At 70.0% G+C, this 26,673-nt stretch carries 23 protein-coding genes; 15 read left to right on the top strand and 8 right to left on the bottom strand.

The window, feature by feature from the left end; all coding sequences use genetic code 11:
- Window positions 1–11: 11 nt before the first annotated feature.
- From O7610_RS15605 to O7610_RS15590, 4 genes are all read left to right on the top strand, one after another.
- A complete protein-coding gene (locus tag O7610_RS15605) occupies window positions 12–2,267 on the top strand; it encodes a glycosyl hydrolase family 95 catalytic domain-containing protein (RefSeq protein ID WP_289211245.1) in 2,256 nt (751 codons plus the stop codon).
- 3 nt (window positions 2,268–2,270) lie between these two features.
- Window positions 2,271–3,341: a FecCD family ABC transporter permease gene (locus tag O7610_RS15600; protein ID WP_281551467.1), complete on the top strand. Its 1,071-nt coding sequence runs from the start codon at window positions 2,271–2,273 to the stop codon at window positions 3,339–3,341.
- Complete coding sequence (locus O7610_RS15595) at window positions 3,338–4,393, top strand: FecCD family ABC transporter permease (RefSeq protein WP_281551466.1); 1,056 nt, start codon at window positions 3,338–3,340, stop codon at window positions 4,391–4,393. Before O7610_RS15600 ends, O7610_RS15595 begins: the two co-directional genes overlap by 4 nt.
- A gap of 74 nt (window positions 4,394–4,467) precedes the next feature.
- Window positions 4,468–5,502: an iron-siderophore ABC transporter substrate-binding protein gene (locus tag O7610_RS15590; protein WP_289211244.1), complete on the top strand. Its 1,035-nt coding sequence runs from the start codon at window positions 4,468–4,470 to the stop codon at window positions 5,500–5,502.
- A 55-nt stretch (window positions 5,503–5,557) separates the two neighbouring features.
- On the opposite strand, the gene O7610_RS15585 is transcribed toward O7610_RS15590, so the two are convergent.
- Complete coding sequence (locus O7610_RS15585; protein ID WP_281551464.1) at window positions 5,558–6,940, bottom strand: outer membrane protein assembly factor BamB family protein; 1,383 nt, start codon at window positions 6,938–6,940, stop codon at window positions 5,558–5,560.
- Between the two features lie 74 nt (window positions 6,941–7,014).
- Here O7610_RS15585 and O7610_RS15580 point away from each other — a divergent pair, with 74 nt between their 5' ends.
- The 3 genes from O7610_RS15580 to O7610_RS15570 all read left to right on the top strand — a co-directional run bounded on the left by O7610_RS15580 (window position 7,015) and on the right by O7610_RS15570 (window position 8,473).
- Window positions 7,015–7,707, top strand: a complete 693-nt coding sequence (locus tag O7610_RS15580; RefSeq protein ID WP_281551463.1) for a SanA/YdcF family protein — start codon at window positions 7,015–7,017, stop codon at window positions 7,705–7,707.
- Window positions 7,708–7,785: 78 nt separating this feature from the next.
- Window positions 7,786–8,247 (top strand): helix-turn-helix domain-containing protein, encoded by a 462-nt coding sequence (locus O7610_RS15575; RefSeq protein WP_289211243.1) that lies wholly within the window; start codon window positions 7,786–7,788, stop codon window positions 8,245–8,247.
- On the top strand, window positions 8,234–8,473 hold the full coding sequence (locus O7610_RS15570) for a hypothetical protein (protein WP_289211242.1): 240 nt from the start codon (window positions 8,234–8,236) through the stop codon (window positions 8,471–8,473). Before O7610_RS15575 ends, O7610_RS15570 begins: the two co-directional genes overlap by 14 nt.
- 46 nt (window positions 8,474–8,519) lie before the next feature.
- Here O7610_RS15570 and O7610_RS15565 read toward each other — a convergent pair whose 3' ends face one another.
- Window positions 8,520–9,512 carry an acetylxylan esterase gene (locus O7610_RS15565; RefSeq protein WP_289211241.1) on the bottom strand — a complete coding sequence of 331 codons (993 nt, stop codon included), beginning with the start codon at window positions 9,510–9,512 and terminating at the stop codon, window positions 8,520–8,522.
- 38 nt (window positions 9,513–9,550) lie between these two features.
- Window positions 9,551–10,624 (bottom strand): LacI family DNA-binding transcriptional regulator, encoded by a 1,074-nt coding sequence (locus O7610_RS15560; RefSeq protein ID WP_289211240.1) that lies wholly within the window; start codon window positions 10,622–10,624, stop codon window positions 9,551–9,553.
- Window positions 10,625–10,921: 297 nt separating this feature from the next.
- On the opposite strand from O7610_RS15560, the gene O7610_RS15555 reads away from it, so the two are divergent.
- The 7 genes from O7610_RS15555 (at window position 10,922) to O7610_RS15525 (ending at window position 20,829) form a co-directional block, all read left to right on the top strand.
- Window positions 10,922–11,914, top strand: coding sequence for an ABC transporter permease (locus O7610_RS15555; protein WP_281551458.1), 993 nt, complete (start codon window positions 10,922–10,924; stop codon window positions 11,912–11,914).
- A complete protein-coding gene (locus O7610_RS15550) occupies window positions 11,911–12,837 on the top strand; it encodes a carbohydrate ABC transporter permease (protein ID WP_281551457.1) in 927 nt (308 codons plus the stop codon). Before O7610_RS15555 ends, O7610_RS15550 begins: the two co-directional genes overlap by 4 nt.
- A 59-nt stretch (window positions 12,838–12,896) precedes the next feature.
- Window positions 12,897–14,546 (top strand): ABC transporter substrate-binding protein, encoded by a 1,650-nt coding sequence (locus O7610_RS15545; RefSeq protein WP_281551455.1) that lies wholly within the window; start codon window positions 12,897–12,899, stop codon window positions 14,544–14,546.
- Between the two features lie 79 nt (window positions 14,547–14,625).
- Window positions 14,626–16,155, top strand: a complete 1,530-nt coding sequence (locus O7610_RS15540; RefSeq protein WP_289211239.1) for a GH39 family glycosyl hydrolase — start codon at window positions 14,626–14,628, stop codon at window positions 16,153–16,155.
- Window positions 16,148–16,837, top strand: a complete 690-nt coding sequence (locus tag O7610_RS15535) for a hypothetical protein (RefSeq protein WP_289211238.1) — start codon at window positions 16,148–16,150, stop codon at window positions 16,835–16,837. The genes O7610_RS15540 and O7610_RS15535 overlap by 8 nt, the downstream gene beginning before the upstream one ends.
- A complete protein-coding gene (locus tag O7610_RS15530; protein WP_289211237.1) occupies window positions 16,834–18,870 on the top strand; it encodes a beta-galactosidase in 2,037 nt (678 codons plus the stop codon). The genes O7610_RS15535 and O7610_RS15530 overlap by 4 nt, the downstream gene beginning before the upstream one ends.
- A gap of 249 nt (window positions 18,871–19,119) precedes the next feature.
- Complete coding sequence (locus O7610_RS15525; protein WP_289211236.1) at window positions 19,120–20,829, top strand: FAD-binding oxidoreductase; 1,710 nt, start codon at window positions 19,120–19,122, stop codon at window positions 20,827–20,829.
- A gap of 74 nt (window positions 20,830–20,903) precedes the next feature.
- Here O7610_RS15525 and katG read toward each other — a convergent pair whose 3' ends face one another.
- The 3 genes from katG to O7610_RS15510 form a co-directional block, all read right to left on the bottom strand.
- Entirely contained in the window at window positions 20,904–23,180 is a 2,277-nt protein-coding gene (gene katG / locus O7610_RS15520; RefSeq protein ID WP_281551450.1) for a catalase/peroxidase HPI, read from the bottom strand.
- Window positions 23,180–23,632 carry a Fur family transcriptional regulator gene (locus O7610_RS15515; protein WP_281551449.1) on the bottom strand — a complete coding sequence of 151 codons (453 nt, stop codon included), beginning with the start codon at window positions 23,630–23,632 and terminating at the stop codon, window positions 23,180–23,182. Before O7610_RS15515 ends, katG begins: the two co-directional genes overlap by 1 nt.
- An 85-nt stretch (window positions 23,633–23,717) precedes the next feature.
- Window positions 23,718–24,278: a dihydrofolate reductase family protein gene (locus O7610_RS15510; protein WP_289211235.1), complete on the bottom strand. Its 561-nt coding sequence runs from the start codon at window positions 24,276–24,278 to the stop codon at window positions 23,718–23,720.
- A gap of 122 nt (window positions 24,279–24,400) precedes the next feature.
- Between O7610_RS15510 and O7610_RS15505 the strand changes: the two genes are divergently transcribed.
- Entirely contained in the window at window positions 24,401–25,132 is a 732-nt protein-coding gene (locus O7610_RS15505) for a hypothetical protein (protein WP_289211234.1), read from the top strand.
- 24 nt (window positions 25,133–25,156) lie between these two features.
- On the opposite strand, the gene O7610_RS15500 is transcribed toward O7610_RS15505, so the two are convergent.
- The gene (locus O7610_RS15500; protein WP_289211233.1) at window positions 25,157–25,729 is read right to left on the bottom strand and encodes a hypothetical protein; all 573 of its coding nucleotides are present in this window, start codon (window positions 25,727–25,729) and stop codon (window positions 25,157–25,159) included.
- Entirely contained in the window at window positions 25,729–26,625 is an 897-nt protein-coding gene (locus O7610_RS15495) for an ADP-ribosylglycohydrolase family protein (RefSeq protein WP_289211232.1), read from the bottom strand. The genes O7610_RS15500 and O7610_RS15495 overlap by 1 nt, the downstream gene beginning before the upstream one ends.
- Window positions 26,626–26,673 lie beyond the last annotated feature (48 nt).

Below are 26,673 nucleotides of genomic sequence, written 5' to 3'. Positions count from 1 at the left end.
AGGTCGATCCGATGCACCGGATCGACGACACGGCGCCAGCGGCGCGCTGGGAAGACGCGTTCCTCACCGGCAACGGCGAGTACGGGCTGATGGTGTACGGCGACCCGACCGCCGAACGGATCGTGGTCGACCATCACCGGTTCGTGCTGCCCAACGGCACCCGCGGCCTGCGGCCACCGGAGCTGGCGGGGGTCATCGAGCAGGTCCGGGACCTGATCCTGGCCGGCCGACGGACCGAGGCCGGTCGGCTGCTCGCCGCCGGCCGGCAGCTGGAGTGGACCCAGTCGTTCCACCCCGGATACGCGCTGACCGTCGACGACCTGACCGTCGACGACCTGACCGTCGACGCGCCGGCTGGCCGGGCCGCCGAGCCGGCGCCGCTGCCCGCCGACTACCTGCGTACCACTGACTTCACCACCGGTGAGATCACCGTGCGGTGGGCCGGCGGCGGAACCCGGCAAGCCTTCGTCTCCCGCGCGGACCGGGTCGCCGTGGTCCGGCTGGCTGCCGGCCCATGCCTGCTCGGCGCGACCGGCGACCTGCCCGGCCGGCCGGCCGACGTCAGCTACGACATCACCGCCTACCGGCGCGACGGGTACGCGTTCCTGCGGGTCCGGGGCAGCTATCCGGCCGGCCTCGGGGCGTACGGCTTCGAAGGACTGACCCTGGTGACCGGCGACACCGAGATCCTCGGCGACCGGATCCTGATCGGCGGGGACGCGCTGGCGCTGACCGTGCTGGACCGCTACGACGCGCCGGGCTGGGGCACCGGGGTGCTGCACGCGCGGCTCGCCGGGCTGGCCGATCAGCAGCCGGGCGCCGACTACCAGCGGCTGCTGGTTCGGCACGTCGCCCTGCACCGGCCGATGTACCAGCGGGTCGAGCTGCGGTTGCGGGTCGACGAGGCCGACCGGCGCCGTCCGGTCGGTGAGCTGCTCGACGCCCAGCGCGCCGACGACCAGCGACTGTCACCGGCGCTGCTGGAACGGCTGTTCCACGCCGGCCGGTACCTGCTGATCAGCTCCAGCGGGGTGCTGCCGCCCCGGCTGACCGGGCTCTGGCTCGGCTCCTGGGACGCCGCCTGGGCCGGCGACTTCACCACCGACGCCAACCTGAATTTGCAGTTGTCCGGGGCGAACATCGGCGCGCTGCCGGAGGTGACCGCTGCGCACCGACGGTTGATCGCCGGCCAGGTCGACGACTGGCGACGCAACGCGCGGGCGGTGTACGGCGGCCGAGGCCTGCTCGCGCCGGGGCGCACCGACGGCGAACACGGGCACCTGTTCCACTTCTGCGACGAGTGGCCCTGGCCGGCCTGGCTGCCCGGCGCGCACTGGCTGCTGTACCCGCTGTGGGAGCACCACCTGGTCACCGGGGAGCCGCTGGGGGAGGTGGCCGGTTGGCTGGTCGAGGCGGCCGAGTTCTTCGAGGATTTTCTGACCCGGGTCGACGACGACGGCCGGTACATGATCGTGCCGTCGTTCTCCGCCGAGACCGGGCCGCCCGACGAGCACGACGAGCCGGTCTACCCGGCGGTGAACGCCACCATGGACATCGCCGCCGCCCGGCACGCGATGCGGGTCGCGGGCGGGTTGACCGGTGCGCCCCGGTGGGCCGATCTGGCCGCGCGGCTGCCCGGATACCTGGTGGACGAGCGGGGCGCGCTGGCCGAGTGGGCGTGGCCCGGATACCGCGCCGACGACGACCACCGGCACATCAGCCACCTCTACCCGGTCTGGCCGCTGCACGAGATCACCCCGGACGGCACCCCGGAGCTGGCCCGCGCGGCCCACCGGGCACTGGCGGTACGCGGCGACGAGAACCTGTCCGCGCACGGCAGCCTGCACCGTGCGCTGGTCGCCGCCCGGCTGCGCGACGCCGACCGGGCCGCCGCCAACCTGCGGAAGATCATCTGCGCGGACATGTTCTTCCGGTCGTTGATGAGCGCCCACAACCCGGGTCTGCAGACGTACAACGCCGACGCCGTGCACACGCTGCCCGGCGTCCTGATCGAGATGCTGGTCGATTCGCGCCCCGGGTCGCTGCACCTGCTGCCGGCCTGGCCGGGCGAGCTGCCCGGCGGCACCCTGCGCGGGGTTACCTGCCGGGGCCGGATCACCGTCGAGGAGCTGACCTGGGACGCCACGACGCTGCGGGTCCGGCTCCGCTCGGCGCTCAGCCAACAGGTGGCAGTACGCAGCCCGTACGGTGCGAGGGCGGTGGACCTGCCCGCCGATGAGCCGGTGGAGCTTTCCCTGCATACTTAGGCGATGCTTACCTCACTTCGGGCCGGTCGGGGTGAGCGTGTCGGACGGGATGTTACCCAAAGTGGTCGTAGCTTTACGACACGTCGGCGGCTTGGTGGGCTGCTCGTTGCCGTACTGCTGCTGGCCCTGACCGTCTTCGCCAGCCTCGCCCTCGGATCCCGCGACATCGCGCTGCCGGTGGTGGTCGAGGCGCTGGTCGACCGCGACCCGGCGGTCAACGACCACGTGGTCATCTGGGACCTGCGGCTGCCCCGGACCGTGATCGGACTGCTCGCCGGTCTGGCACTCGGACTTTCCGGCGGGCTCATGCAGGGACTGACCCGGAACCCGATCGCCGACCCTGGGCTGCTCGGCATCAACGCCGGAGCCTCGCTCGCCGTCGTCGTCGCGATCACCTGGCTCGGCATCGGCACCACCGCCGGCTACATCTGGTTCGCGTTCGGCGGCGCGACCCTCGCTGCGCTGCTCGTCTACGGCATCGGGTCGATGGGCGGCGACGGCGCGACTCCGGTGAAACTCGCCATCGCCGGCTCGGCGCTCACCGCCGTGCTCACCTCGCTGATCACCCTGGTGCTGCTGACCAACCTGCAGACCCTGGAACGCTACCGGTTCTGGCAGGTCGGCTCGCTGGTCGGGCGGGACCTCGACACCGCCCGTACGGTGCTGCTGTTCATCGCCGTCGGCACCCTGCTGGCGCTGGTCTCCGGCCGGGTGCTCAACGCGCTCAGCCTCGGCGACGACGTCGCCCACGGGCTCGGCCAGCACGTGGTTCGGGACCGGGCGGTCATCATGACCGCGACCGTGTTGCTCTGCGGCTCGGCGACGGCGCTCACCGGACCGATCGTCTTCGTCGGGCTGGTCGTGCCGCACGCCGCCCGCTGGGTGACCGGGCCGGACTACCGGTGGATCCTCGCGTACAGCGCGGTGCTCGGTGCCGCTTTGCTGATCGCGGCCGACGTGCTCGGCCGGCTGGTCGCCCCGCCCGGTGAGGTCGAGGCCGGCCTGGTCGTCGCCTTCCTCGGCGCACCGGTGCTGATCGCCCTGGTCCGCCGCTCCCGATTGGCCAGCGTGTGACCGCCGGTCTCGGGCTTCCCGCGCTGGGCCGGCTGCGGCGTCGCCAACGCCGCCGGACCACCGTCGTGCTGGCCGGGTTGGTCGGGGTCGTCGCCGTCTTCGCCCTGCTCAGCCTCGGTCTCGGTGCCTACCGGATCTCGGTGGACGGGGTATTCCGCACGCTGATCGGGCAGGGCGACGGCCGCGACGACTTCATCATCCTCAGCCTGCGGCTGCCCCGACTGGTCGCCGGGATTCTGGCCGGTGCCGCGTTCGGCCTGGCCGGTGGCATCTTCCAGACCCTGCTGCGCAACCCGCTGGCCAGCCCGGACATCATCGGCGTCACTGGCGGGGCCAGCGCCGCCGCGGTGTTCGCGCTGGTCATGCTGGGCGCCGGCAGCCTCGGCGTGTCGGTCGCCGCGTTCGTCGGTGCGGCCGGTACGGCGACCGCCGTCTACCTGCTCTCCTGGCGGGGCGGGCTGACCGGGTACCGGTTCGTGCTGGTCGGCATCGCCGCCGCGTTCATGGCGCACGGTGTCCTCGGCTACCTGCTGACCCGGGGGGAGGTACGCGAGGCGCAGATGGCATTGTCGTGGATGGTCGGCAGCCTGGGCAGCGCCCGTTGGCCGGAGATCGCCGTCCTGGCGACGTTGCTCGGCGTGCTGACCCCGGCGCTGTTGGCGTTGCGTCCGGCGCTCGGGCTGCTGCAGTTCGGCGACGACACCGCAACCGGCCTGGGGGTGCGGCTGGAGCGCAGCCGGATCAGTCTGCTGGCGATCGCGGTGGCCCTCGCCGCGGTGGCGACCGCGGTGACCGGGCCGATCGCGTTCGTGGCGTTCGTCGCCATGCCGATCGCCCGGCGGATGATGCGTTCCGGCGCCCCGGTGCTGCTGCCCGCCGCTCTGGTCGGAGTGGTGGTGGTGACCGGGGCGGACCTGGTCGCCCAGCACCTGCTGCCCGGCAACATCAAGACCCCGGTCGGCATCGTCACCGCGGTGATCGGCGGGCCGTACCTGCTGTGGTTGCTCGCCACCGCCGGCCGGAATCACGGCTCGGTAACCAGGATTACATAGGCTAGCCAAACCTAACTTAGCCGTGGTTGCATGTGCTGACCTTCGCGGACGACCCCGCGCTCGTAGGAGAGACAGTGATCAGCAGAGAACTCAGCCGCGTCCTTTTCGCCGCTCCGCTTGCCCTCGCCATCGGCCTGACCGCGTGCGGTTCCGGCGACGACTCCAGCGCCGATGACCCCGCGACCGGTGGCAGCTCGGCCGGTTTCCCGGTGACCATCGAGCACGCCCTCGGTGAGACCACTATCGAGGACACTCCGACCCGGGTGGTCGCCTGGGGATGGGGCAGCGCCGACGCCGCCATCGCGCTCGACGTGGTGCCGGTGGCCATCCCGTTCCAGAGCTACGGCGGTGACGCCAACGGCGTACTGCCGTGGATCGCCGAGAAGCTCGACGAGACCGGCGCCGAGGTGCCCACCGTACTGCCGGACGCCCAGGATCCGCCGTTCGACGAGATCGCCGCAGCCGACCCGGACCTGATCCTCGCCGTCTACTCCGGCATCGACCAGGAACAGTACGACCTGCTCAGTCAAATCGCGCCGACGGTCGCCCACCCGGGCGAGGCGTGGGCCACCCCGTGGCGTGACCTGATCACCACCGTCGGCACCGCGCTCGGCAAGAGCGACGAAGCACAGGCGCTTCTGGACGACATCGACGCGCGGGTCGCCAACAAGGCTGAGGAGAACCCGCAACTGGCCGGCAAGAGCGTCGCCATGGTCTGGGACTCCGCCGGCACCTTCTACGTCTACAAGGAGGCCGACCCGCGGGTCGAGTTCGCCCTCGACCTCGGGATGACCGGCGCGCCCAGCGTCAACGACCTCGGCACCGACGAGTCGACGTTCTACTTCACCATGAGCTACGAGCAACTCGACCAGCTCACCTCGGACGTGCTGGTGTCGTTCGCCACCACTCAGGAGGAACAGGACGCGTTCCTGTCCTCGCAGGCCGCCCAGACCATGCCGCAGATCCGGTCCGGGGCGGTCGCCTCGCTGGTCGGTGCCGAGTTCATCGCCTCGGTGTCGCCGCCCACCGCGTTGTCGGTCACCTGGGGCCTCGACGAGTACGTCGCCGCACTCGCCGAAGCCGCCGACAAGGTCGACGCCGCTTCCTGAACGGCTACCCGGCCCGGGTCGGTTCGCCTGACCCGGGCCGGCCCGGCCCCCCGGGTCAGAGCTCGTAGTGCCAGATGCTGATCGCGTCGGCACCCAGCCGGCAGACGATCGTGCCGCGGTCGCCGACACAGCCGCCGACCGGTCCGGGAACGCTACCGACCATGCGTACCGTCTCCGGACCGGCCGGCGCCAGTACCGCAAGCCACGCCGGTCCGGTCTCGGTCAGCTGCCGGTAGCCGACGAACGTCGCGTCGCCGCGCCCCTCCAACTCAATCTCCCAGGCGCTCAACGGCAGCAGGGTCCGCCCGGTCCGCGGGTCGATGATCCGCCCGCTGCCCGAACCTGCCTCGGCGCTGGCATCCGCCACCGCCACCGACGCGGGATACCCGCGACCGTCGCCGTCCGCTGCGGCGCCGGACCCGCCGTCGGCCGAGACGCTGTACGCCACCAGGTAGCTGTCGAAGTCGACCACCAGGTCAGCCGGCACCCGCCACACCGTCCGGCCGGTCAACGGGTCGACCGCCTCGATCCGGGTGTCGTCCGGGAAGCAGATCAGCTCGCCGCACCCGGTGATCCGGCCCGGTCCGTACCGCACCGGCCGGTGCCACAGCTGCCGCAACGTCGCCGGGTCGTAGCCGGTGACCCCCAGCTCACCGCCGCGCCACTGGCGCAGCAGCAGCGTGCCGGCCATGGTGTCCGGCCGGGACACCTCACCCAGATCGGCGGTACGCAGCATCGTGCCGTCGCGCCCGTCGCGTACCTGGGCCCGGCCGTCGGTGCCGACCAGCAGCGCCTGCCCGGCGGTCCCGGCCAGCACCTCGGTCGGCACGGACAGGTCGGCCCGCCACAGCTCGTCGCCGGTCGCCACGTCGACCGCACGCAGCGTCGACGAGGTGGCGCCGGCGTCGTCCGGCTCGTCGATCAGCGCGGTACGCCCGTCGTCGGTCAGCACCAGCCCGTCCGGTGCCACCCACCGGGTCTGCCCGGTCTGCGCGTCCAGGATGACCGTCGAGCCGGTGCCGGGACCGGACCTCGGGTCGACCAGCACCACGTCACCGGTCCGGCGCACCTGGCGCAGCCGCCAACTCGCCGAGTCGAACGGTACCGTCCACCGCAGCGCGCCGTCCGGTACGCCGTACGCGGACAACTGCCAGGTGGTCGCCGCGCCCTGCGCGGCAGCCGAGGTGACCAGCAGCCGGTCCCCGGCGAGCACGATGTCCCGGGCCTTCACCTGATGGCTGGCGACCTGGACGAGCAGCGGGCCGCTGGGCGGGGCCGCGCCGGACAGGCCGGCCAGCAGCGCCAGGCCGGCGACGGCGGCGAGCGGACGGGCCCGGCCGGCGGCCAGCCGTACCCGTCGTGGTGTCCGCCACCAGCGTCCGGCCGGTGCCTGCGGCGGCGCCTCGGGGTGGCTGGCCAGACCCAGCTCGATGACCATGTGCTCCACACTCTTCCCTGTCGCGGCCGGTGTCCAGCGGCGGGCGCGACGTGCCCGTCGACCATAATTACGGCATGGACGACGCCCCGGCTCATCCGACCCGTCGAACCAGGTGGCTGCGCCGCAAACTGGTTGTCTGCGCGGCGGCGGCGGTCACGGTCGCGCTGCTGGTCACCGGCAGCGGCTACTGGGTCCGCGCGTCGGCGGCCGAGCATGTCTACGAGCTGGCCGACGTGCCGGCCGCTCCGGTCGCCCTGGTGCTCGGGGCGCAGGTCCGGCCGGACGGCACGCCGTCGGAGTTCCTGGCCGGTCGGCTGGAGGTGGCCCGGCGGCTGGTCGAAGCCGACCGGGTCCGGGCGGTGCTGGTCTCCGGCGACCATCGGGAGTGGGACTACGACGAGCCGGGCGCGATGCGGCGCTGGCTGATCGATCGTGGCGTGCCGGCGGACCGGATCGTGCAGGACCACGCCGGTCTGGACACCTACGACTCGTGCCTGCGGGCGCGCCGCGTCTTCGGCGTGGAGCAGGCGATCGTGGTGACGCAGAGCTTCCACATCGAGCGGGCGGTCACGGTCTGCCGGCGGGTCGGCGTGGACGCGGTCGGCGTCGGTGACGATTCGGTACGCCGCTTCGAGCGGGCCTGGCGCTGGGGTGCGTTCCGGGAACGGTTTGCCTCGGTCAAGGCCGCGTACGACGTGCTGGTGGGCCGGGATCCGGCGCTGCCCGGCCCACCCGAGACCAGCCTCGACGACGCCCTGCGCGACTAACGGCATATATGTCGGTTTTGGGTTGCACTTCTTGCGCTTTCGCGCGATGCTGATGGTCTGAGAGCGTAGAGGAGGGCCATGAACGGGGATGCGATTGTGCCCGGTCTGGACGAGCGCGCGGAGCTGGCGCGACTTGCTGATCTGCTCGAGACGGCCGAGGGACGTGAGCTGGCGCTGGTTCGCGACGGCATCGAGACGGAGCTTCCCGGGTCGGTGCGCGAGGTATTCGCGCGTCTGGTGCAGGTGCTTGCCTCTGGGAGGGGCGTGGCAATTGTGCCGGTCGACCAGGAGTTGACCACAAGAGAAGCGGCTGAGCTGCTCGGTGTGTCCCGGCCGACTCTCATCAAGCTGCTGGACGATGGGGAGATCCCCTATTCCAGACCCAACTCCTCCCGGCGGATTCCGCTAGGTGGTCTGCTCGCTTACAAGCAACAGCGGAGCCACGCGCGACGCCAACTGCTAGCCGAGATGACTGCGGATGCGGTGGATTCCGGGATGTACGGCACTCCGGCAAACTCTGACGAGCGTGACGTCGCGTAGCGTGCCGCTCACCGCTATCCTGGATGCCAACGTCCTCATCCCCAATGCTCTGTGTAATCTGTTACTCCGGCTCGCGGAGGAAGAGCTCTACGTCCCGCGTTGGTCGAACCTGATCCTCGATGAGGTGCGCCGGAACCTGCCGATGCAGCCGTCGGACGCGGTCGAGCGTCGAATTGTCTTCATGAACGCCGCATTCGGCGATGCAATGGTACGGGATTTCGACTAGCTGGCAGAGGTTCGAGTGGAACTGTTGCTCCGGTCCGGTGACGGTTTCAGTGGAACAGTTCGTGCAGCCAGCGCAACTGTCTGCGGACCTGCTCCGACTCACCGCCTTCGTGGCCGTTGAACGGATACGGGTGAATCTCCCGAGCCGGTGGCTCCAAACGCCCGTTTCCGGCGCCGTACTGGTTGTACGCGGCGAAAACCGTGCTCGGTGGGCAGGTGGTGTCGCGCAGCCCGATACCGAAATGCGCCGGAGCCACCGCGGTGCGGGCGAACAACACTCCATCGAAGTAGGACAGGGTGCGGCGTACCGCCGGCTCGGCGTCGCGGTGCACGGCGAGGTACCGGGCGATGTCGCCGTACGGCTCGTTGTCGGTGATCTCGATCGCCCGCTGCCAGTGGCAGCCGAACGGCGCGGTGCAGATCAGCGCGGCCAGGTCGTCGACCAGGCCGGCGACCGCCAGGGCGAGCCCGCCGCCCTGGCTGTTGCCGGCCGCGACCACCCGGGACGGATCGACGCCGGGCAGCGCACGCACCGCAGCCACCGCGCGGACCGCGTCGGTGATCAGCCGGCGGTAGTAGTAGTCGGCCGGGTCGAGGATCCCCCGGGTCACCGGCCCGGGGCCGCCGGCCGTGGCGGGGTGCGGATCCGGGGTGTCCCCGCCGTTGCCGTACTGGTCGCCCTGGCCGCGGGTGTCCATCAACAGGTGCGCGTAGCCGGCGACCGGCCAGATCAGCCGTTCATGCGGCAGGCCCCGGCCCCGCCCGTAGCCGAGATACTCGACGACCGCCGGCAGCGGCCTGTCCACCCCGGCCGGGCGGGTGTACCAGGCGTTGACCGGGTCGCCGCCGAACCCGCGCAACGTCACCTGCCAGGTGTCCAGTAGGCGCAGGTCCGTTGGCTCCAAGCGGACGTCGATCAGCACCTCACGGCTGGCGGCATCGTCCAGGGTCGACTTCCAGAACATCGCGAAGTCGGCTGGTTCGACCACAGATGGGTTGTACGTCGCAAGTTGCGGCAACGGCAGATCAAACGAGGGCATTGAATCTCCCAGGAGACAGATGCACGGTGGACAAATGCTCAGGCAGGCGGTGGCGGGGCGGTACTCTCCCGGATCACCAACTCGGTGACCAGGTCAATGCGGCTGGTCGACAACTCGGCACCGCGGGCCAGGTCCAGCAACATCTGCGCGGCGGTGCCGGCCATGTCGCGCAGCGGCTGGTTGACGGTGGTCAGCGCGGGCACCGTCCAGGCGGCGACCGGCACATTGTCGTACCCGATCACCGACAGGTCGTGTGGGACATCCAGGCCGAGTTGGCGGGCTGCCCGGAGCACGCCCAGCGCCTGCATGTCGGATCCGGCGAAGATCGCGGTCGGCCGGTCCGGGCGGTCCAGCAGTGCCATCCCGTGGGCGAAGCCGGCGTCGACGTAGAAGTCGCCGTGCCGGACAAGGTCGGCCGCGACCGGCAGGCCGGCCTCGTCGTGGGCCGACCGGAATCCGGCGGTACGGGCCTGAGCGCACAGTACGTCCCGTGGCCCGGAGATGATGGCGATCCGTCGATGCCCGAGCTGCAGCAGGTGCCGGGTGGCGATCAGCCCGCCGTTCCAGTTGTTGGATCCGACGGTCGGCACTGACGCCGACGTGGCGCTGTCGGTGTCGATCACCACGAAGGGAATGAGCTGGCGGGCGAGTAGTTCCTGCTGCCGCTCGGTGAGGTGGCACAGGACGAAGAGCACGCCGAGCGGGCGCCGGACCACCGCGCCGTCGAGCCAGTCCTCCGACGGGCTGTGCCGGCCGCCGAGCTGGGTCAGGTTGAGACCGATGCCGGCGGCGCTGGCGATGGTCTCCACCCCGTGGATGATTTCCATCGCCCAGAGTGAGTCGAACTCGTGGAAGACCAGGTCGATCTGGTCGTGCCGGATCGGCGGGCGTCGGGCCCGCCGCCGGTACTGGTGCCGGGCCAGGCTGGCCTCCACCCGGGCCCGGGTCTGCGGCGCCACGTCTGCCTTACCATTGAGAACCTTGGATACGGTGGTGATCGAGACGCCGACCTCGTCGGCGATGGTGGCGATGGTCGTCGGAGACGGCGGGTCGGTGGTCGGGACGGGTGTGGGAGTCGACGGTGCTGGGGGCAGCGGCGGCGCTTCTGTCATGCGTACCTCACGTAAGGTAACCGAAACTTCCGGTGCTGAACCTGCTGGTAACCCGGGGTCAGTGTGTGTCAGGGGTGGCGATGAGTAGGGCTTTGGTGACATCTGGGCGTCGTCAAGCGCACTCTATGCAGTTGAAGGTCCGGTTCAGTGACCCTTGACACACCATGCCGGGGAGTTTAGGTTCCCCGCAAGGTAACGCACATATTTCCGAAAGTTTCGAGGAACGTGTCCCGCGAGGCGTTCCCTGCTGCCGGCAGGGGGCCGGTGGCGGGCCGGACGTGAGGGGTGGCAACTGGGATGAGCACACCCAGCACGGTCGATGCGTCGCCGCAGGCGCAGGTGCCCTTGCCGCCGGTCGGCGACCTACCGCGACGCGGCCGGAGTCGGACCCGTACCTGGCGGCGGGCGCTGCGCCGCGACTGGCAGCTCTACTCACTGGTCGTCCTGCCGCTGGTCTTCTTCCTGATCTTCCGCTATCTGCCGATGCTGGGAAACGTCATCGCGTTCCGCCGGTTCCAGCCCGGCGGCAGCGTCTTCGGTGAGTACTGGGTCGGCCTGCGCTACGTCCGGATGTTCCTCGCCGACCCCACGTTCTGGCAGGTCTTCACCAACACCCTGATCCTCGGCACGCTCACCCTGGTCGTGGTGTTTCCACTGCCGATCGTGCTGGCCCTGCTGCTCAACGAGGTCCGCGCCCGCCGGGTGAAGCGGTTCGTCCAGTCGGTGTCCTACCTGCCGCACTTCCTGTCGATCGTGATCGTCGCGGCGATGGTGATGCAGATCCTCTCGGTCGACGGCACGGTCAACTCGATCATCCGGGCGTTCGGCGGTGACGCGATCCCGTTCCTGCAGCAGCCGGGCTGGTTCCGCACCATCTACGTCTCCTCCGAGGTGTGGCAGACCGTCGGCTGGGGGACGATCCTCTACCTGGCCGCCCTCACCACGATCGACGAGGACCTCTACGAGGCGGCCCGGATCGACGGGGCGAACCGGTGGCGGCAGACCTGGCACGTGACGCTGCCCGGCATCCGGCCCACCATGATCACCCTGCTGATCCTCAACATCGGCACCTTCATGGCGGTCGGCTTCGAGAAGATCCTGCTGCTGTACAACCCGCTGACCTACCCCACCGCCGACGTCATATCGACGTACCTCTACCGGATGGGTGTCGTTTCCAGCAACTTCAGCTACGCCGCCGCCATCGGCCTGTTCGAGGCGCTGATCGGGCTGACCCTGGTGCTGTCCGCCAACCTGATCGCCCGTCGCACGGTGGGGACAAGCCTGTGGTGACCGTCGACGCCTCCCGCAAGCTGTTCCAACCGACCCGACGCCGCCCCCGACGGCCCGACGACACCCGCGGCTACCAGATCTTCCGGGCGGTCAACGGCATCATCCTGACCGGCGTCGTGATCGTCACGCTCTACCCGTTCGCCAACATCGTCGCCCGATCGCTCAGCGACGAGGGCTACATCCGATCCGGCCAGGTCAACATTATCCCGCGCGGGTTCAACCTGGACACCTACCGGTTGGTGATGTCCGACTCGATGTTCTGGACCAACTACCGTAACACCATCGTCTACACGGTCACCGCCACCGTCATCTCAATCGTGCTAACCACCTGCTACGCCTACGTTCTGTCCAAAAAGGATCTGAAGGGTCGGGGCGCGCTGGTCGGTATCGCCGTCTTCACCATGTTCTTCTCCGGTGGCCTGATCCCCAACTACGTGCTGATCACCAGCCTCGGGCTGAAGAACAGCATCTGGGCGATCGTGCTGCCGAACGCGATCAACGTGTTCAACCTGCTGGTCATGAAGGCCTTCTTCGAAAGCCTGCCAACCGAGTTGGAGGAAGCTGCCGCCGTCGACGGGCTCAACACGTACGGCATCCTCTGGCGCATCGTCATCCCGCTGTCAAAGGCGATCATCGCCACGATGGTGCTCTTCTATGCGGTCTCGTTCTGGAACTCGTGGTTCACCGCGTTCCTCTACATGGACCGCTCCGAACTCTTTCCGGTGACCGTCTACCTGCGCAATCTGATCGCCGGGGCAACCACCGCGACCTCCACCGGAAGCAGCAGCGACAGCCTCGCCCAGGCAGCCGCGAACATCCAGGCCGTCACCATCATCCTGACCGTACTACCGATCATCATGGTCTATCCATTCATTCAGCGTTACTTCGTGTCGGGCATCATGCTCGGCGCGGTCAAGGGGTAGCGCTGCGGACAGGTCCGCCCCATTCGACTGAATGCCTTCCGCACACGAAAGGAAGTCCGATGTTCCAACGATCTCGGCACCGCCACGCAGCGGTCGCCGCCGGCGTCCTTGCCCTCACACTCGGTATCGCCGCCTGTGGCAGCGACGGCGACACCGAGACAGCGGACCTGGACGGCAACAGGGTCGGAGCCATGGAGAGCTACGGCCTCGGTGACCAGTTCACCGCCACCGAGGCGCTGAGCTTCTCGCTGCTCTACAACAACCACCCCAACTATCAGATCGACAAGGAGTGGATGTTCTGGGACGAACTGACCGAGCGCACCAACGTGTCGCTCGAAACGGTCGAGGTGCCGCTGAGCGACTACGAGCAGAAGCGAGGCCTGCTGATCGGCGCCGGCGACGCGCCGTTCATCATCCCGAAGACCTACCCCGGCCAGGAATCGGCGTACGTCTCCAGCGGAGCGATCCTGCCGATCAGCGACTACGTCGACCTGATGCCGCACTTCCAGGACAAGGTCGCCAAGTGGAACCTGCAGGGTGACATCGACTCGCTGCGCCAGCAGGACGGCAAGTACTACCTGCTGCCCGGTCTGCACGAGGACGTCTGGACCGACTACACCATCGCCGTACGCACCGACATCCTCGCCGAGCTCGGCCTCGAGGAGCCGGCCACCTGGGACGAGTTCCGGGACATGCTGCGGGCGATGAAGGCCGCGTACCCGGAGGTCTACCCGATGTCGGACCGGTGGAGCATCCCCACCCCGCTGGGCGCGCTGCAGAACATCATCGGCCCGTCGTACGGCTACGACACGATGGGCGGCTGGGGTTACCAGAACGCCTCGTTCAACCGGCAGGCCCAGGAGTTCGTCTTCACCGGCACGATGCCGGAGTACAAGGAGATGGTGGAGTTCCTGCACTCGCTGGTCGCCGAGGGTCTCTTCGACCCGGAGAGCCTGACCCAGGACGACGACACCGCGATCCAGAAGCTCGCCACCGGCAAGTCGTTCGTCATCAGCACCAATGCGCAGACCCTGGTCAACGACTACCGGCCGGCGCTGGCACAGAACAACCCGAACGCCACCATCGCCAAGATCACCCGGCCGGACAGCCCGGTCGGCTCGGTCAAGGCCGGCTCCCGCCTGGAGAACGGAATCATGATCTCCAGCAAGGCGCGGGAGAGCGAGAACTTCGTCGCGATGATGCAGTTCATCGACTGGCTCTGGTACTCCGACGAAGGCCAGGAGTTCGCCAAGTGGGGAGTCGAAGGCGTCACCTACACCAAGGACGCCGCCGACAAGTGGGTCCTCGACTCCGACATCGACTTCATCGGAATCAACCCCGACGCCAGCAAGCACCTGCAGAAGGACTTCGGCTTCAGCAACGGGGTGTTCGCCTACGGCGGCACCACCGAACTGCTGCAGTCGACCTTCTCCGAAGAGGAGCTGAAGTTCCAGGAGGCGATGGGGCAGAAGGAGACCCTGCCGGTCTCGCCGCCGAGGCCGTTCAGCGGGGAGGAGCGCGAGCAGGCCACCCTGTGGGAGACCCCGTTGAAGGACTACGTCCAGCAGCAGACCCTGCAGTTCATCCTCGGCCAGCGTGACCTGTCCGAATGGGACGCCTACGTCGCCGAGGTCGAGGGCAAGAACGCCCAGCAGTACATCGACCTGGTCAACGGGGCGTACCAGCGATACCAGGAAGAGCACGGCTGACCACCTGGGGGGTGCCGGTCGCGTCCGTGGCAGGGACGTGACCGGCACAGCCGGCACCATCATGAGGAGCGGAGCAGAGATGACCCGGATCGCCGTACCGCAGCAGGGCACCGGCACCCTGCCAGACGCCTGGCGGGCCTGCGTCGGCACCGGCCGGCTCGACCTCGCGCTGCGCAGCGACTACCAGGAGTCCCTGGCGCTGGTCCAACGGGAGATCGGCTTCCGCTACATCCGGGGGCACGGGCTGCTCAGCGACGGCGTCGGCATCCACCGACCGTACGAACACGCCGGCCGACGCGGCGTGCACCACTCGTTCACCTACGCCGACCAGATCGTCGACACCTACCTCGACCTCGGCATCGCCCCCTTCATCGAGCTCGGCTTCATGCCCGGAGCACTCGCCTCCGGCGACCAGACCGTCTTCTGGTGGCGCGGCAACGTCACCCCGCCCCGCTGCGAGTCCGAGTGGGCCGACCTGGTCCGGGCCACGATCGGCAACCTCGTCGACCGGTACGGCCTGGCGCAGGTCCGCAGCTGGCCGATCGAGGTGTGGAACGAACCCAACCTGGACATCTTCTGGCAAGGCGCCGACCAGGCCGCCTACCACCGGCTGTACGAGGTGACCGCGCACGCCGTCAAGGAGGTCGACGCCGACCTGCAGGTCGGCGGGCCGGCGATCTCACCCGGTGCTGACGAGTGGCTGGTGCCGTTCGCCGAGTACGTCACCGACCGCGATGTGCCGATCGACTTCGTCAGCCGGCACGCGTACACCTCGGGGCCGGCCCAGCACGTGCCGTTCGGCACCTACCAGACCCTGATGCCCGCCGGCCACCTGCTGGAACAGTTCGCCAGCCCGCGTAAACACCTGGCCGGCACCGCCCTGGCCGACCTGCCGGTGCACATCACCGAGTTCAACTCCTCCTACCGGCCGGACAACCCGGTCCACGACACCGCGTTCCACGCCGCCTACCTGGCCCCGGTCGTCGCGGCCGGCGGCGACCTGGTCGACTCGTTCTCCTACTGGACGTTCAGCGACGTCTTCGAGGAGGTCGGCATCCCGGCCGCGATCTTCCACGGCGGCTTCGGTCTGCTCACCCATAGGCAGATCAGAAAACCCACCTACCACCTGTACGCGTTCATGGCCCGGATGGGCCGTCAGGTGCTCGCCCGGGGCGCCGACCACCTGATCACCCGCGACGACGACACCGGCCGGGTCACCGTGCTGGCCTGGGCGCCGGTCGACGTCGCCGACGTCACGGCGGCACCGGACCGGCACACCGTCGACCTGTCTGTCCCGGCCACCGCACCAGCCGGCTCGGTGTTCCTGCTGCGCTCGTCGGTCAGCGACGACGCCGGCAACGCCTGGCGGGCCTGGTGCGAGCTCGGCCGCCCCCGCTCACCCCGGCCGGCGCAGCTCGACGCGCTGCGTACCGCCGCCGAACCGGCCCGCACCCACCGCTCGCTGCCGGTCGTCGACGGCCGGGTCGACGTCGACCTGACCCTGACCCGGCACGAGGTCACCCTGGTCGAGATCACCCCGGTGGTCGACGAGACGCCGCCGTGGTGCGACGATCGGCGGCTGCTCGGGCAGGGCGGCCGCGATGAGTGACCTCGGCGCCGCGCAGCGGCAGTTCGGCACCGGCCCGCTGTCGCGGGTCGCGGCGATAGTCTACCGGCTGACCGTCGTCGAGCTGCTGCTGCTCGCCGGCGTACTGCCCGGTCTGGTGCCCGCGCTGCTGCTGGCCCGGGACTCCAGCAACATTGCGCTCTACGCCGCCTGCGCCGTCCCGGTCGGCCCGGCGCTGTCCGCCGGCCTGTACGCCATCGCCCGGCACCGTCCCGACATCACCGACCTGAACCCGGCCGTCGACTTCCGGCGCGGCTACCGGGCCAACCTCGGCGGGGTGCTGCGGATCTGGCTGCCGCTGCTGGCCGGGCTGACCATCGTCGCAGTCAACCTGGCCTACTTCGACGCGGCCGGGGTGCCGCGCTGGTGGGCGGCGCTGCTGGTCCTCGTCGCGGTCGCGGCGACCGTCTGGGGTGGCATCGCGCTGGTGATCACCTCGCTGTTCGCGTTCCGCGCCCGCGACGTGGCCCGGCTCGCCGCGCACTTCCTGACCCGTACGCCCGGCACCTCCCTCGGAGTGCTGGCGCTCGGGGTCGTGGCGGCCGGAATTACCGCGTACGCCTCCGAGGCGGTGCTGGCGCTGGCCGGCTCGGTGCTGGCGTTGCTGCTGCTGCGCACCAGCCGATCGATGATCACGGCGATCGAGAAGGAGTTCACCAGGTGACGCTGCCCGACGTCGCGAAGATCCCGTACGGCGGGGACTACAACCCGGAGCAGTGGCCCGAGGACGTCTGGAAGGACGACTACCGGCTGTTCGACGCGGCCCGGATCGACACCGTCACGGTCGGCGTCTTCACCTGGGGGCTGACCCAGCCCGGTCCCGGTGTCTACGACTTCTCCACCCTGGACCGCATCGTCGAGCGGGCGGTCACCGAGGGCCGGCAGATCTGCCTGGCCACCGGCACCGGAGCGCATCCGGCCTGGATAGCCCGTGCCCATCCCGACGTCACCCGCGTCGACTTCGAGGGCCGCCGGCACCGGTTCGGCCAACGGCACAACTCCTGCCCCAGCTCACCGACGTACCGCCGACTCGCCACGGAGCTGGCCCGGCGGGTCGCGCATCGCTACGCGCGCACCCCCGGCCTGGTCGCCTGGCACGTCAACAACGAGTACGGCGGTGCCTGCTACTGCGAGCTGTGCGCCGCCAACTTCCGGCTCTGGCTGCGCGAGCGGTACGGCAGCCTCGACGCGCTCAACGCCGCCTGGTACACCACCTTCTGGTCGCACACCTTCACCGAGTGGGGGCAGATCGAGCCGCCGTCGGCGTTGACCGAACACTGGCGCGGGCCCGACCACACCGCGTTCCAGGGCATCACCCTCGACTATTTGCGGTTCATGTCGGACGCGATGCTGGCGAACTTCGTCGACGAGAAGGCGGCGATCCGCGAGTCCAGCCCGGACACCCCGGTGACCACCAACTTCATGGGCATGTACCGGCCGATCGACTACCACCGGTGGGCCGAGCATCTCGACTTCGCCTCCTGGGACAACTACCCACCCGACGACCGGTCGGCGGCCCGGATGGCGTTCACCCACGATCTGATCCGCGGGTTGAAAGGCGGCCAGCCGTTCTGGCTGATGGAGCAGACGCCGAGCGTCACCGCCTGCCGCGACGTCAACCCGCTGAAACGGCCCGGCGTCATGCGGCTGTGGAGCTGGCAGGCGGTGGCGCACGGCGCCGACGCGGTGCTGTTCTTCCAGATGCGCGCCGGCCGGGGGGCCAGCGAGAAGTACCACGGGGCGGTCATCGGCCACGCCGGCCGATCCGACACCCGGGTCTTCACCGAGGTCGCTGAGCTGGGTGCGGAGCTGGCGCAGCTCGGCGGCGTGACGCTCGGTGCCCGCACCCCGGCCCGGGTGGCGGTGCTTTTCGACTGGGACAGCTGGTGGGCGTTGGAGATTTCCGACGGTCCGTCCCGGCTGGTCCGCTACCAGCAGGTGGTGCTCGCCTATCACCGGGCACTGTGGGACGCGGGGGTGGACGTCGACGTGGCGCCGGTGACCGCCGAGCTGACCGGCTACGACGTCGTGGTGGCCCCGGCTCTGCACATGGTCAAAGACGATCTCGCCGCCCGCCTGGAGGGGGTCGCCCAGCGGGGTGGCACCGTGCTGGCAACGTATCTCTCCGGGCGGGTCGACGAGAACGATCAGGCGTTCCTGGCCGATGTGCCGGGGCCGCTGGCCCAACTGATGGGGATCCGGATCGACGAATGGGACGCCCGGGAGGCCGACGTGGTCAACCCGGTCACCCTGGCGGCGGACGGTGCCCGGTCGGTCGTCTCCGCCGCCACGCTGCTGTTCGAGCTGGTCATCCCGCAGGGCGCCGAGGTGATCGGCACCTACCAGGCCGACTTCTACGCCGGCACGCCGGCGGTCACCCGCAACCGGTTCGGCGCCGGCGAGGGGTGGTACGTCGCCGCCGGGCTCGACCTGGCGGGGGTTTTCTGGGTGGTACGCCGAATCCTGGACCGGCACGGACTGCTCGGCCCGTACGCACACGTGCCGGATCTGGAGTCGGCGGTACGGGTCGCGCCGGACGGCACCCGGATCCGGTTCCTGCTCAACCACGGCGAGGAGCAAGTGGAGCTGCCGGCCTGTGCCGCCGGGGTCGACCTGCTGACCGGGGAACGGGTCACCGCCGGTGCGCCGCTGCGCCTGGACCGGTACGGCGTACTCGTGCTCCGCGAGGACACCTGACGCCGCGCCGCCGTCCGTCGGGACGTCGTGTCACGCGGCGGGTCGAAGGTGGTGCACCCTATCGCGCCAGCTAGGGTGCACCACCCTCAGCCCGCCGCGCCGACACGATGACCCAGAACCGGTGTACGCCGGATGGGTGACGTGTGCCTGAGGGACCTGAGCGGCGCCTGACCGGTGGCAGGGTCGGTGCGGTGGCCGGGGCGGAACCGACCGGCTGATCCGGACGGTGCCAGCGGGGGAGCACGGACGATGGTGAGCAGACGTACGGCGTTGCGGGCAGGCGCGGTCGCCGGGCTGGTCCCAGCGGTCGGTCTGATCGGGCGACCAGCCACGGCCGTACCGACGCCGGCCGAGGAGCCGACGCGTACCCCGGCCGAACAACCGACGCAGGTCAGGCCCCAGGACCCGGACATCGGGCCCGGCGCTGGCCGGGACGATCGTCCGTGGCGGGATCTGCCGGACCGGCAGTGGGTCGAGCTGCAGGGGCAGCTGTCGGCGGATGCCACCCTGTACCGCCCCGGCGGGGCGAGCTACGAGGCACTCAGCATCCCGTACAACCACCGGTACGCCAACGTGCAACCAGCCGCGATCCTGACACCCGGCACACCCGACGACGTCGCGGTGGCAGTCAGCTGGGCACATGATGTCGGGATGCCGCTGGTGCCCCGGTCCAGCCTCGGCCACAACTACGCCGGCTACTCCACCACGACCGGCCTGCTGATGGTGATGAGCCGGCTGCGGGGGATCGAGGTCACGCCGAACCGTTGGCCGGCACCGCCGCGGCGGTACGGGTCGGTCGAGGTCACCGACGATGCCGGCACCATCACCGTGCAGGCCGGCGTGGTCAACGCCGACCTGCTGCCGATCCTGCGCGACCAGGGTGTCTTCGTCCCCGCCGGACGGTGCCCGACGGTCGGTGTGGCCGGGCTGGTGCTCGGCGGCGGGATCGGCTTCAGCGACAAGATGTTCGGCCTGACCTGTGACCGGCTGGTATCGACCGAGGTGGTGCTGGCCGACGGCACGGTGACGGCCTGCGACGAGACCAACGATCCGGACCTGTTCTGGGCCTGCCGGGGCGGCGCCGGCAACAACTTCGGCGTCAACACCTCGTTCACCTTCCGCTACGTACAGCTGCAGGGTCTGGTGTCGTTCTTTCGGTTCCGCTGGTCGGCGGCCAGCGTCACCCCGGCCATGCTGGCCTTGCAGGACGTCGCGACCGCCTACCGCAGCGATCGGCGCTTGGACTGCCGCATCGGTGCCGGCACCACGCTGGCCGCCGGCGAGCAGCAGGTGTACGCCGACGCGCTCGGCCAGTTCTACGGCACCGTCGACGAGCTGACCGAGATCCTCGAGCCGGTACTGCGCGTCGGGACGCCGGCCGAACGTGAAGCCAACCGGGACGGCGTCCGGGCGGTGTCGCCGGCCGAGGCGAGCGTGTTGCTGTCGGCGAACACCCCGGCGCAGCAGTTCGCGGTCAAGTCGGCGGCGCTGCCCGAGTCGTTGAACCGGCGGCAACTGCAGGCAGTGCTCGACGGCCTGCACCGGTGGCCGGGCAGCCGCAACCCGGACGGGGCCGGGATCGCGTTGTTCTGCCTGGGTGGGCAGGTGAACGAGGTACAGCCGGACGCCACCGCGTTCGTGCACCGCGACGTCACCTTCATCATGGCCGCCGAGGCGACCTGGGCAGACGACGATCCGCCGGAGGTCGCCGTCGCCAACGAACTCTGGCTGACCGAGTTCTTCGACGAGGTGTTCGCCGGCCACCCTCCGGCGGGGGCGTACCAGAACTTGCCGGATCCCCACCTGGCCGACTGGCGACACGCCTACTACGGCGGGAACTACCCGCGGCTGGTCGAGGTCAAGCGCAAGTACGACCCGACCGGCTTCTTCACCTACCCGCAGGGCATCGGGTCCTGCGGCGCCGTCGACGGCTACGCCAACCAGTGGTGTCCCCGCTGACCTCGGACCGGAACCCGACGTGGCCCCGCTGGCCGGTACCGGCCAGCGGGGCCACGTCTGTCGAACATGCCGGCTCAGGACAGGTCGAACCGGTCCAGCTCCATGACCTTGACCCAGGCGGCGACGAAGTCGGCGACGAACTTCTCGCCGGCGTCGCTGCTGGCGTACACCTCGGAGAGGGCACGCAGCTGCGAGTTCGAGCCGAAGATCAGGTCGACCGCGGTCGCGGTCCACTTCACCTCGTCGGTGGCAAGGTCGCGGATCTCGTAGACGTGCTCGCCGGACTCCGCCGCCTTCCACCGGGTGCCCGGGGAGAGCAGGTTGGTGAAGAAGTCGTTGGTGAGTACGCCGGGCCGGTCGGTGAGCACGCCGTGCTGCGCGCCGCCGACGTTCGCCCCGAGCGCCCGCAGACCACCGATGAGCACGGTCATCTCCGGGGCGGACAGGTCGAGCATGTACGCCCGGTCGACCAGCAGGACCTCCGGCTGGGTCTTCTCGCCCGGCCGCAGGTAGTTACGGAACCCGTCGGCGCGCGGCTCCATCACCGCGAACGACTCGACGTCGGTCTGCTCCTGGCTGGCGTCGGTGCGGCCCGGGTGGAACGGCACGGTCACCTTGACCCCGGCGTCGTGCGCTGCCTTTTCGACGGCGGCCGAGCCGGCCAGCACGATCAGGTCGGCGAGCGAGATCTGCGCGCCGCCGGCCGCGTTGAACTCCTGCTGGACGCCCTCCAGGGTGCTGAGCACCGTGGCCAGCTGCTCCGGCTGGTTGACCTCCCAGCTGCGCTGCGGTTCGAGCCTGATCCGGGCCCCGTTGGCGCCGCCACGCTTGTCGGTGGAGCGGAAGCTCGCCGCCGACGCCCAGGCGGTGCTGACCAGCTGCGCGGTGCTCAGCCCGGAGTCGAGGACCTTCGCCTTGAGCGCGGCCACGTCGGCGTCGCCGACCAGTTCGTGGTCGACGGCCGGCACCGGGTCCTGCCACAGCTGGGCCTCGGGCACCCACGGACCGAGGAACCGGCTGACCGGGCCCATGTCGCGGTGCAGCAGCTTGTACCAGGCCTTGGCGAAGGCCAGTGCGAACTCGTCCGGGTTGGCCAGGAACCGGCGGGAGATCTGCTCGTACGTCGGGTCGAAGCGCAGCGACAGGTCGGTGGTGAGCATCGTCGGCTTGTGCTTCTTCGCCGGGTCGTGCGCGTCCGGGATGATCGCCTCGGCGTCCTTGGCCACCCACTGCTTGGCCCCACCGGGGCTGGTGGTCAGCTCCCACTCGTACCCGAACAGGATCTCGAAGAAGCGGTTGCTCCACTGCGTCGGCTTGTCGGTCCAGGTGACCTCCAGGCCGCTGGTGATGGTGTCGCCGCCCTTGCCGCTGCCGTGCGTGCTCAACCAGCCCAGGCCCTGCGCCTCAATCGGCGCGCCCTCCGGCTCCGGGCCGACGTGAGCGTCGGCGTCACCGGCCCCGTGGGTCTTGCCGAAGGTGTGGCCGCCGGCGATGAGGGCGACGGTCTCCTCGTCGTTCATCGCCATCCGGGCGAACGTCTCCCGGATGAAGTGGGCCGCCGCGAGGGGGTCCGCGTTGCCGCGCGGGCCCTCCGGGTTGACGTAGATCAGGCCCATCTCGGTCGCGCCGACTCCAGCCGACATCTCCTTCTCGGAGAGGTAGCGGGCGTCACCCAGCCAGGTGTCCTCCGGGCCCCAGAAGATCTCCTCCGGCTCCCAGACGTCCTCCCGGCCGAAGGCGAAGCCGAAGGTCTTGAAGCCCATCGACTCCAGGGCGACGTTGCCGGCCAGCACCAGCAGGTCGGCCCAGGAGATCTTCTGGCCGTACTTGGCCTTGACCGGCCACAGCAGCCGGCGGGCCTTGTCCAGGTTGGCGTTGTCCGGCCAGCTGTTGAGCGGGGCGAAGCGCTGCCCGCCGTCACCAGCGCCGCCCCGGCCGTCCTCGATCCGGTACGTGCCGGCGGCGTGCCAGCTGAGTCGGATCATCAGCCCGCCGTAGTGACCGAAGTCGGCCGGCCACCAGTCCTGCGAGGTGGTGAGAACCTTGGTGATGTCCTGCTTGAGGGCCTCGACGTCGAGCGTGGCGAACTCCTTGGCGTAGCTGAAGTCCGCGCCCAGCGGGTTGCCCTTGGGCGAGTGGGCGTGCAGCACCGACAGGTCGAGCTGGTTGGGCCACCAGTCCCGGTTGGTACGCGGCCGCCCGCCCGTTTTGGGAGTTGGTGAGTCGATCGCCGGGTTCTCGCTCTCGCTGCCGTGCGCGGTCACCGAGTCGTGGGCGACCGGGCAGCCGGACGCTGCCATCTTGTCCACACCCTGTGCGCTGGTGGGGCCGGTGTTCTGGGTGTCGCTCATCAGTTCCCTTCCGGATTGGCCGATAACGAAGTGGCGTTGTCGGTCGTGCATCCGGGGCAGGTGCCCCAGTAGACGACCTCCGCCTCGTCGACCGTGAAACCGTGGTCGTCGGAGGCGGTGAGACAGGGGGCGGATCCGGTGGCGCAGTCGACGTCGGCGATCGCGCCGCAGGAGCGGCAGACGACGTGGTGGTGGTTGTCCCCGACCCGCCGCTCGTAGCGGGCGGTCGCGCCGGCGGGCTGGATGCGCCGCACCAGCCCGGCGTCGGTGAGGACCCGCAGCACATCGTAGACCGCCTGGTGGGACACCGTCGGGTGGTCGGCACGCACCAGGTCGAGCACCGTGTCGGTGTCGACGTGCGGGCGGTCGCGTAGCGCCGCGAGGACTGCCAGCCTCGGTCGGGTCACCCGCAACGAGGCCGCCCTCAACTGCGCCTCGAGGTCGGATGTCACCGGGCCACGATAGGCCGTTTTCTGGAATCATTCAAGTTTCGGTACGGAGGTGTCGCCGACCTGCGGCGACCAGCAAAACCACAGGTCATGCCAGTTGGCGGGCGCCTCGAACGGCGTACCGGTGCAGGGTGACGCCCTGCTCGAAGGCGCGGTGCTCAAGCAGGTCGAGCTCGACCGGGCAGTCGTGGCCGTCGAACAACGGCCGGCCGGCGCCGAGGACCACCGGATGGACGAAGAGCATCAACTCGTCGAGCAGGCCGGCCTGCAGCAACTGGGTGGCGACGGTGGCCCCACCGATGCCGATGTCACCGTCGGCCCGCGCCCGTAGCTCGGCGAGCGCCGCCACGGCGTCACCGTCGCGGCCGACGACGCGGGTGTCGTGTCCGGCGTCGACGCGGGTACGCGACACCAGCACCTTCGGGACCGACGTCCAGATCTCGCCGTACTCGCGTAGGAAGTCCGGCAGCGAGTCGTCGTCGCGCGCGCCCGGCCAGAACGCCTCCATGATCTCGTAGACCTTCCGCCCCTGCACCATCTGGGACAGCGCCCGCGCCCGCGCGTTGAACTCCCGGTGCAGCGACTCCCCGATACGCATCCAGTCGCCGCCGCCGTTCTCACCCGGGGCGTGCTCGATCTTCATATCCACGGACACGTTCATCCAGTACACGAATCGGCCCGGCACGCGCCCTCCAGTGACTGCGGTACGCAACTGTCCCGCCGACGGTAACAACCCGCCGGCGGTGCCTACGGTGACCTATCCACGACACCGTGGCGGCACCCGACGCAGCCTCCCACCACGCGGTGCTCGATCTGCTCGGCCGGCAGGCCAACCATCGACAGGCCGAAGAGACGCTGCGTGCCGCCGGCTGGACGCCCGCTGGCGCTGGCGACTGGGCCATCGCGCTCCGCTCGCCCGACGGCACAATGGCCGCCCGGATCAGCCCGTTCGACCCGACGGGACCGTACACCGCAGCGCTCTACCGTGAGGCCGCGCACACCCGGCAGGTGCCGGAACTGTTCGCGCACCGCCGTCTGCCCGGCGGAGGTGACCTTCAGCTGCTCGAATGGCTTCGACCGGTGAGTCAGGACGAAGCTGTCGCGTTCCACCGGGCGATCGCCAGGCATGATCCGGACGTCGCCGACCTCGTCGACGTCGTGCGCCGGATCCACGACCGGGCCCGACGGGAACTGCCCTGGTGCGGGCCGTTGGACCACAACCCGACAAACGTCATGCGTACGGTGGACGGGCGGCTCGTCGCCGTCGACCTGTTCTACGCCGACGGCCCGAACCTGTACGCGACAGCGGCAACGGACCCGGATCTCGTCGTCGCGCTGATCCCCGAGACCGAGCGGCGGTTCATGACCGAGATCCCGCTGGCCGCCTCCGGCCCCTGGCCGCCCGGTGCACAGAAGGCGCTACGCGTCGGGCTCGCCGCGGCCGACGCCCGCCACGCCGGCGGACAACCGCCCAGCGCTACACCCGTCGCACGAGGATCCTGATCACGGCGGCCAACCCCACGCGTCCTACCGGACGTAGATCTCCGGGATCGAATCCATGATCGACTGTACGGTCGCGGCGACGCTCAACGCGCTGGTGTCGACGCCGATGTAGCGGTAGTCCGGGTCGAGTGCCTCGCGGAGGGTCCGATCCTCCGGGATCAGGTCGACCCGGTCGCGCCACCGCTGCGTCGTCTGCTTGGCCCGGGTGAGTCGGCGGTGTTCGCGTACGTCTCGGTCGACCAGCAGCTCGACCAGGAACACGGTCGTCTGCTGCCGCAGGAGTTGACGGAACGCGAGGTAGTCGTCGTAGTCGCGCAGAAAGCTGCCAGTGAGGACATTGACGTAGCCGGCAGCCCAGAAGTTCGTCACCAGAGTTGCGACGTTGCGGCGGAGCAGATCGAAGAACCCGTCGTCCATCGGGCACGGGTTGGTCTGCCCGATGTCCTCGGCATCGATCCGGGCGCAGCCGGGCGTGTGGGGGAGCAGCGCCCGCAGAATCGTCGATTTGCCGGCACCCTCCTCGCCGGTGACGAGGACGAGATGGTTGACCGCCGTGGCGGTTGGATCCGCTGCTCGCCGTGTGACAGGCAGGCCCATCACCGGCGTACGCGGTCGGGGAGTGGCTCGCGGCGGGCCAGCCACCGCGCCGGGATCCCGCCCGGTCCGGAGCAGGTGTACGCGGCCACGACGCCGCCGACGATCGCCGCGGTCGTGTCGACGTCGCCGCCGGCCTCGACACAGGCGTGGATCGCCGCCGGGTAGTCGTCGAGCCGGGTCGCGGCGACCCACAGTGCGAACGGGACGGTGTCGAAGGCCAGCACCTGCGAGCCGTTGCCCAACTCGTACGCCGCCTCGGCGACGCCGACCCCCAGCAGCTGCCTGGCCCGGACGATGCCGGACATCAGCCGGCCGTCGATCAGATGGCCCAGCACCACGTCGAGCAGCTCGGCCGGCTCGGGCCGGGACCGGGTCAGCCGGGACCAGCCGGCTTCCGCCGCCGCGACGGCGACCGCGACCGCACCCAGGATCGCCTCGGGGTGGGCGTGGGTGACCTCCGCCGACCGCCAGGCCTGCAGAGCGGCGGTACGGTTGTCGCCCGCGTGGAAGGCGCCGAGTGGGGCGACCCGCATCGCCGCACCGTTGCCCATCGACCCCTGTCCGTCGAACGCCGCACCTGCGGCGTCCCGCCAGGCGACGCCCTGCCGGATCTGGCGTAGCAGGACCACCGCGCCGGCACCGTAGCCACGGTACGGCTCGAAGCGCTCGGCGAACCGGGCCGCCAGGCGGTCCTGGTCGATACCGTCGCGCTCGCGCAGCTCGGCGACGATCGAGCAGGCCATCTCGGTGTCGTCGGTCCACGGCCACGGCCCGGCCGGTGGGTCACCATCAGGTAGCGCGGCGGAGCTGGTGCCGGGGACGAAGAACTGGGCGCCGAGGGCGTCACCGACGGAAAGGCCGTCAAGACTGTCATAGCAGAGGTCGAGCATCGTCATGTCGCAGCAGACTCTGCCAGTTGCGGCGGCCGTCGGGAAGGCCGGAGC

The organism is Solwaraspora sp. WMMA2065, assembly GCF_030345075.1.
Classification (GTDB): domain Bacteria; phylum Actinomycetota; class Actinomycetes; order Mycobacteriales; family Micromonosporaceae; genus Micromonospora_E.
The sequence above is the reverse complement of the archived record's forward strand: the minus strand, read 5'-3'. Positions and strand labels throughout refer to the sequence as shown.

What these genes read in the sequence shown, in the direction of transcription:
- O7610_RS15605 (WP_289211245.1), top strand. Translation starts at nt 12, where the DNA reads ATGCACCGGATCGACGACACGGCGCCAGCGGCGCGCTGGGAAGACGCG.
- O7610_RS15600 (WP_281551467.1), top strand. Translation starts at nt 2,271, where the DNA reads ATGCTTACCTCACTTCGGGCCGGTCGGGGTGAGCGTGTCGGACGGGAT.
- O7610_RS15585 (WP_281551464.1), bottom strand. Translation starts at nt 6,940, where the DNA reads ATGGTCATCGAGCTGGGTCTGGCCAGCCACCCCGAGGCGCCGCCGCAG.
- O7610_RS15580 (WP_281551463.1), top strand. Translation starts at nt 7,015, where the DNA reads ATGGACGACGCCCCGGCTCATCCGACCCGTCGAACCAGGTGGCTGCGC.
- O7610_RS15575 (WP_289211243.1), top strand. Translation starts at nt 7,786, where the DNA reads ATGAACGGGGATGCGATTGTGCCCGGTCTGGACGAGCGCGCGGAGCTG.
- O7610_RS15565 (WP_289211241.1), bottom strand. Translation starts at nt 9,512, where the DNA reads ATGCCCTCGTTTGATCTGCCGTTGCCGCAACTTGCGACGTACAACCCA.
- O7610_RS15560 (WP_289211240.1), bottom strand. Translation starts at nt 10,624, where the DNA reads ATGACAGAAGCGCCGCCGCTGCCCCCAGCACCGTCGACTCCCACACCC.
- O7610_RS15555 (WP_281551458.1), top strand. Translation starts at nt 10,922, where the DNA reads ATGAGCACACCCAGCACGGTCGATGCGTCGCCGCAGGCGCAGGTGCCC.
- O7610_RS15545 (WP_281551455.1), top strand. Translation starts at nt 12,897, where the DNA reads ATGTTCCAACGATCTCGGCACCGCCACGCAGCGGTCGCCGCCGGCGTC.
- O7610_RS15540 (WP_289211239.1), top strand. Translation starts at nt 14,626, where the DNA reads ATGACCCGGATCGCCGTACCGCAGCAGGGCACCGGCACCCTGCCAGAC.
- O7610_RS15535 (WP_289211238.1), top strand. Translation starts at nt 16,148, where the DNA reads ATGAGTGACCTCGGCGCCGCGCAGCGGCAGTTCGGCACCGGCCCGCTG.
- O7610_RS15525 (WP_289211236.1), top strand. Translation starts at nt 19,120, where the DNA reads ATGGTGAGCAGACGTACGGCGTTGCGGGCAGGCGCGGTCGCCGGGCTG.
- katG (WP_281551450.1), bottom strand. Translation starts at nt 23,180, where the DNA reads ATGAGCGACACCCAGAACACCGGCCCCACCAGCGCACAGGGTGTGGAC.
- O7610_RS15500 (WP_289211233.1), bottom strand. Translation starts at nt 25,729, where the DNA reads ATGGGCCTGCCTGTCACACGGCGAGCAGCGGATCCAACCGCCACGGCG.
- O7610_RS15495 (WP_289211232.1), bottom strand. Translation starts at nt 26,625, where the DNA reads ATGACGATGCTCGACCTCTGCTATGACAGTCTTGACGGCCTTTCCGTC.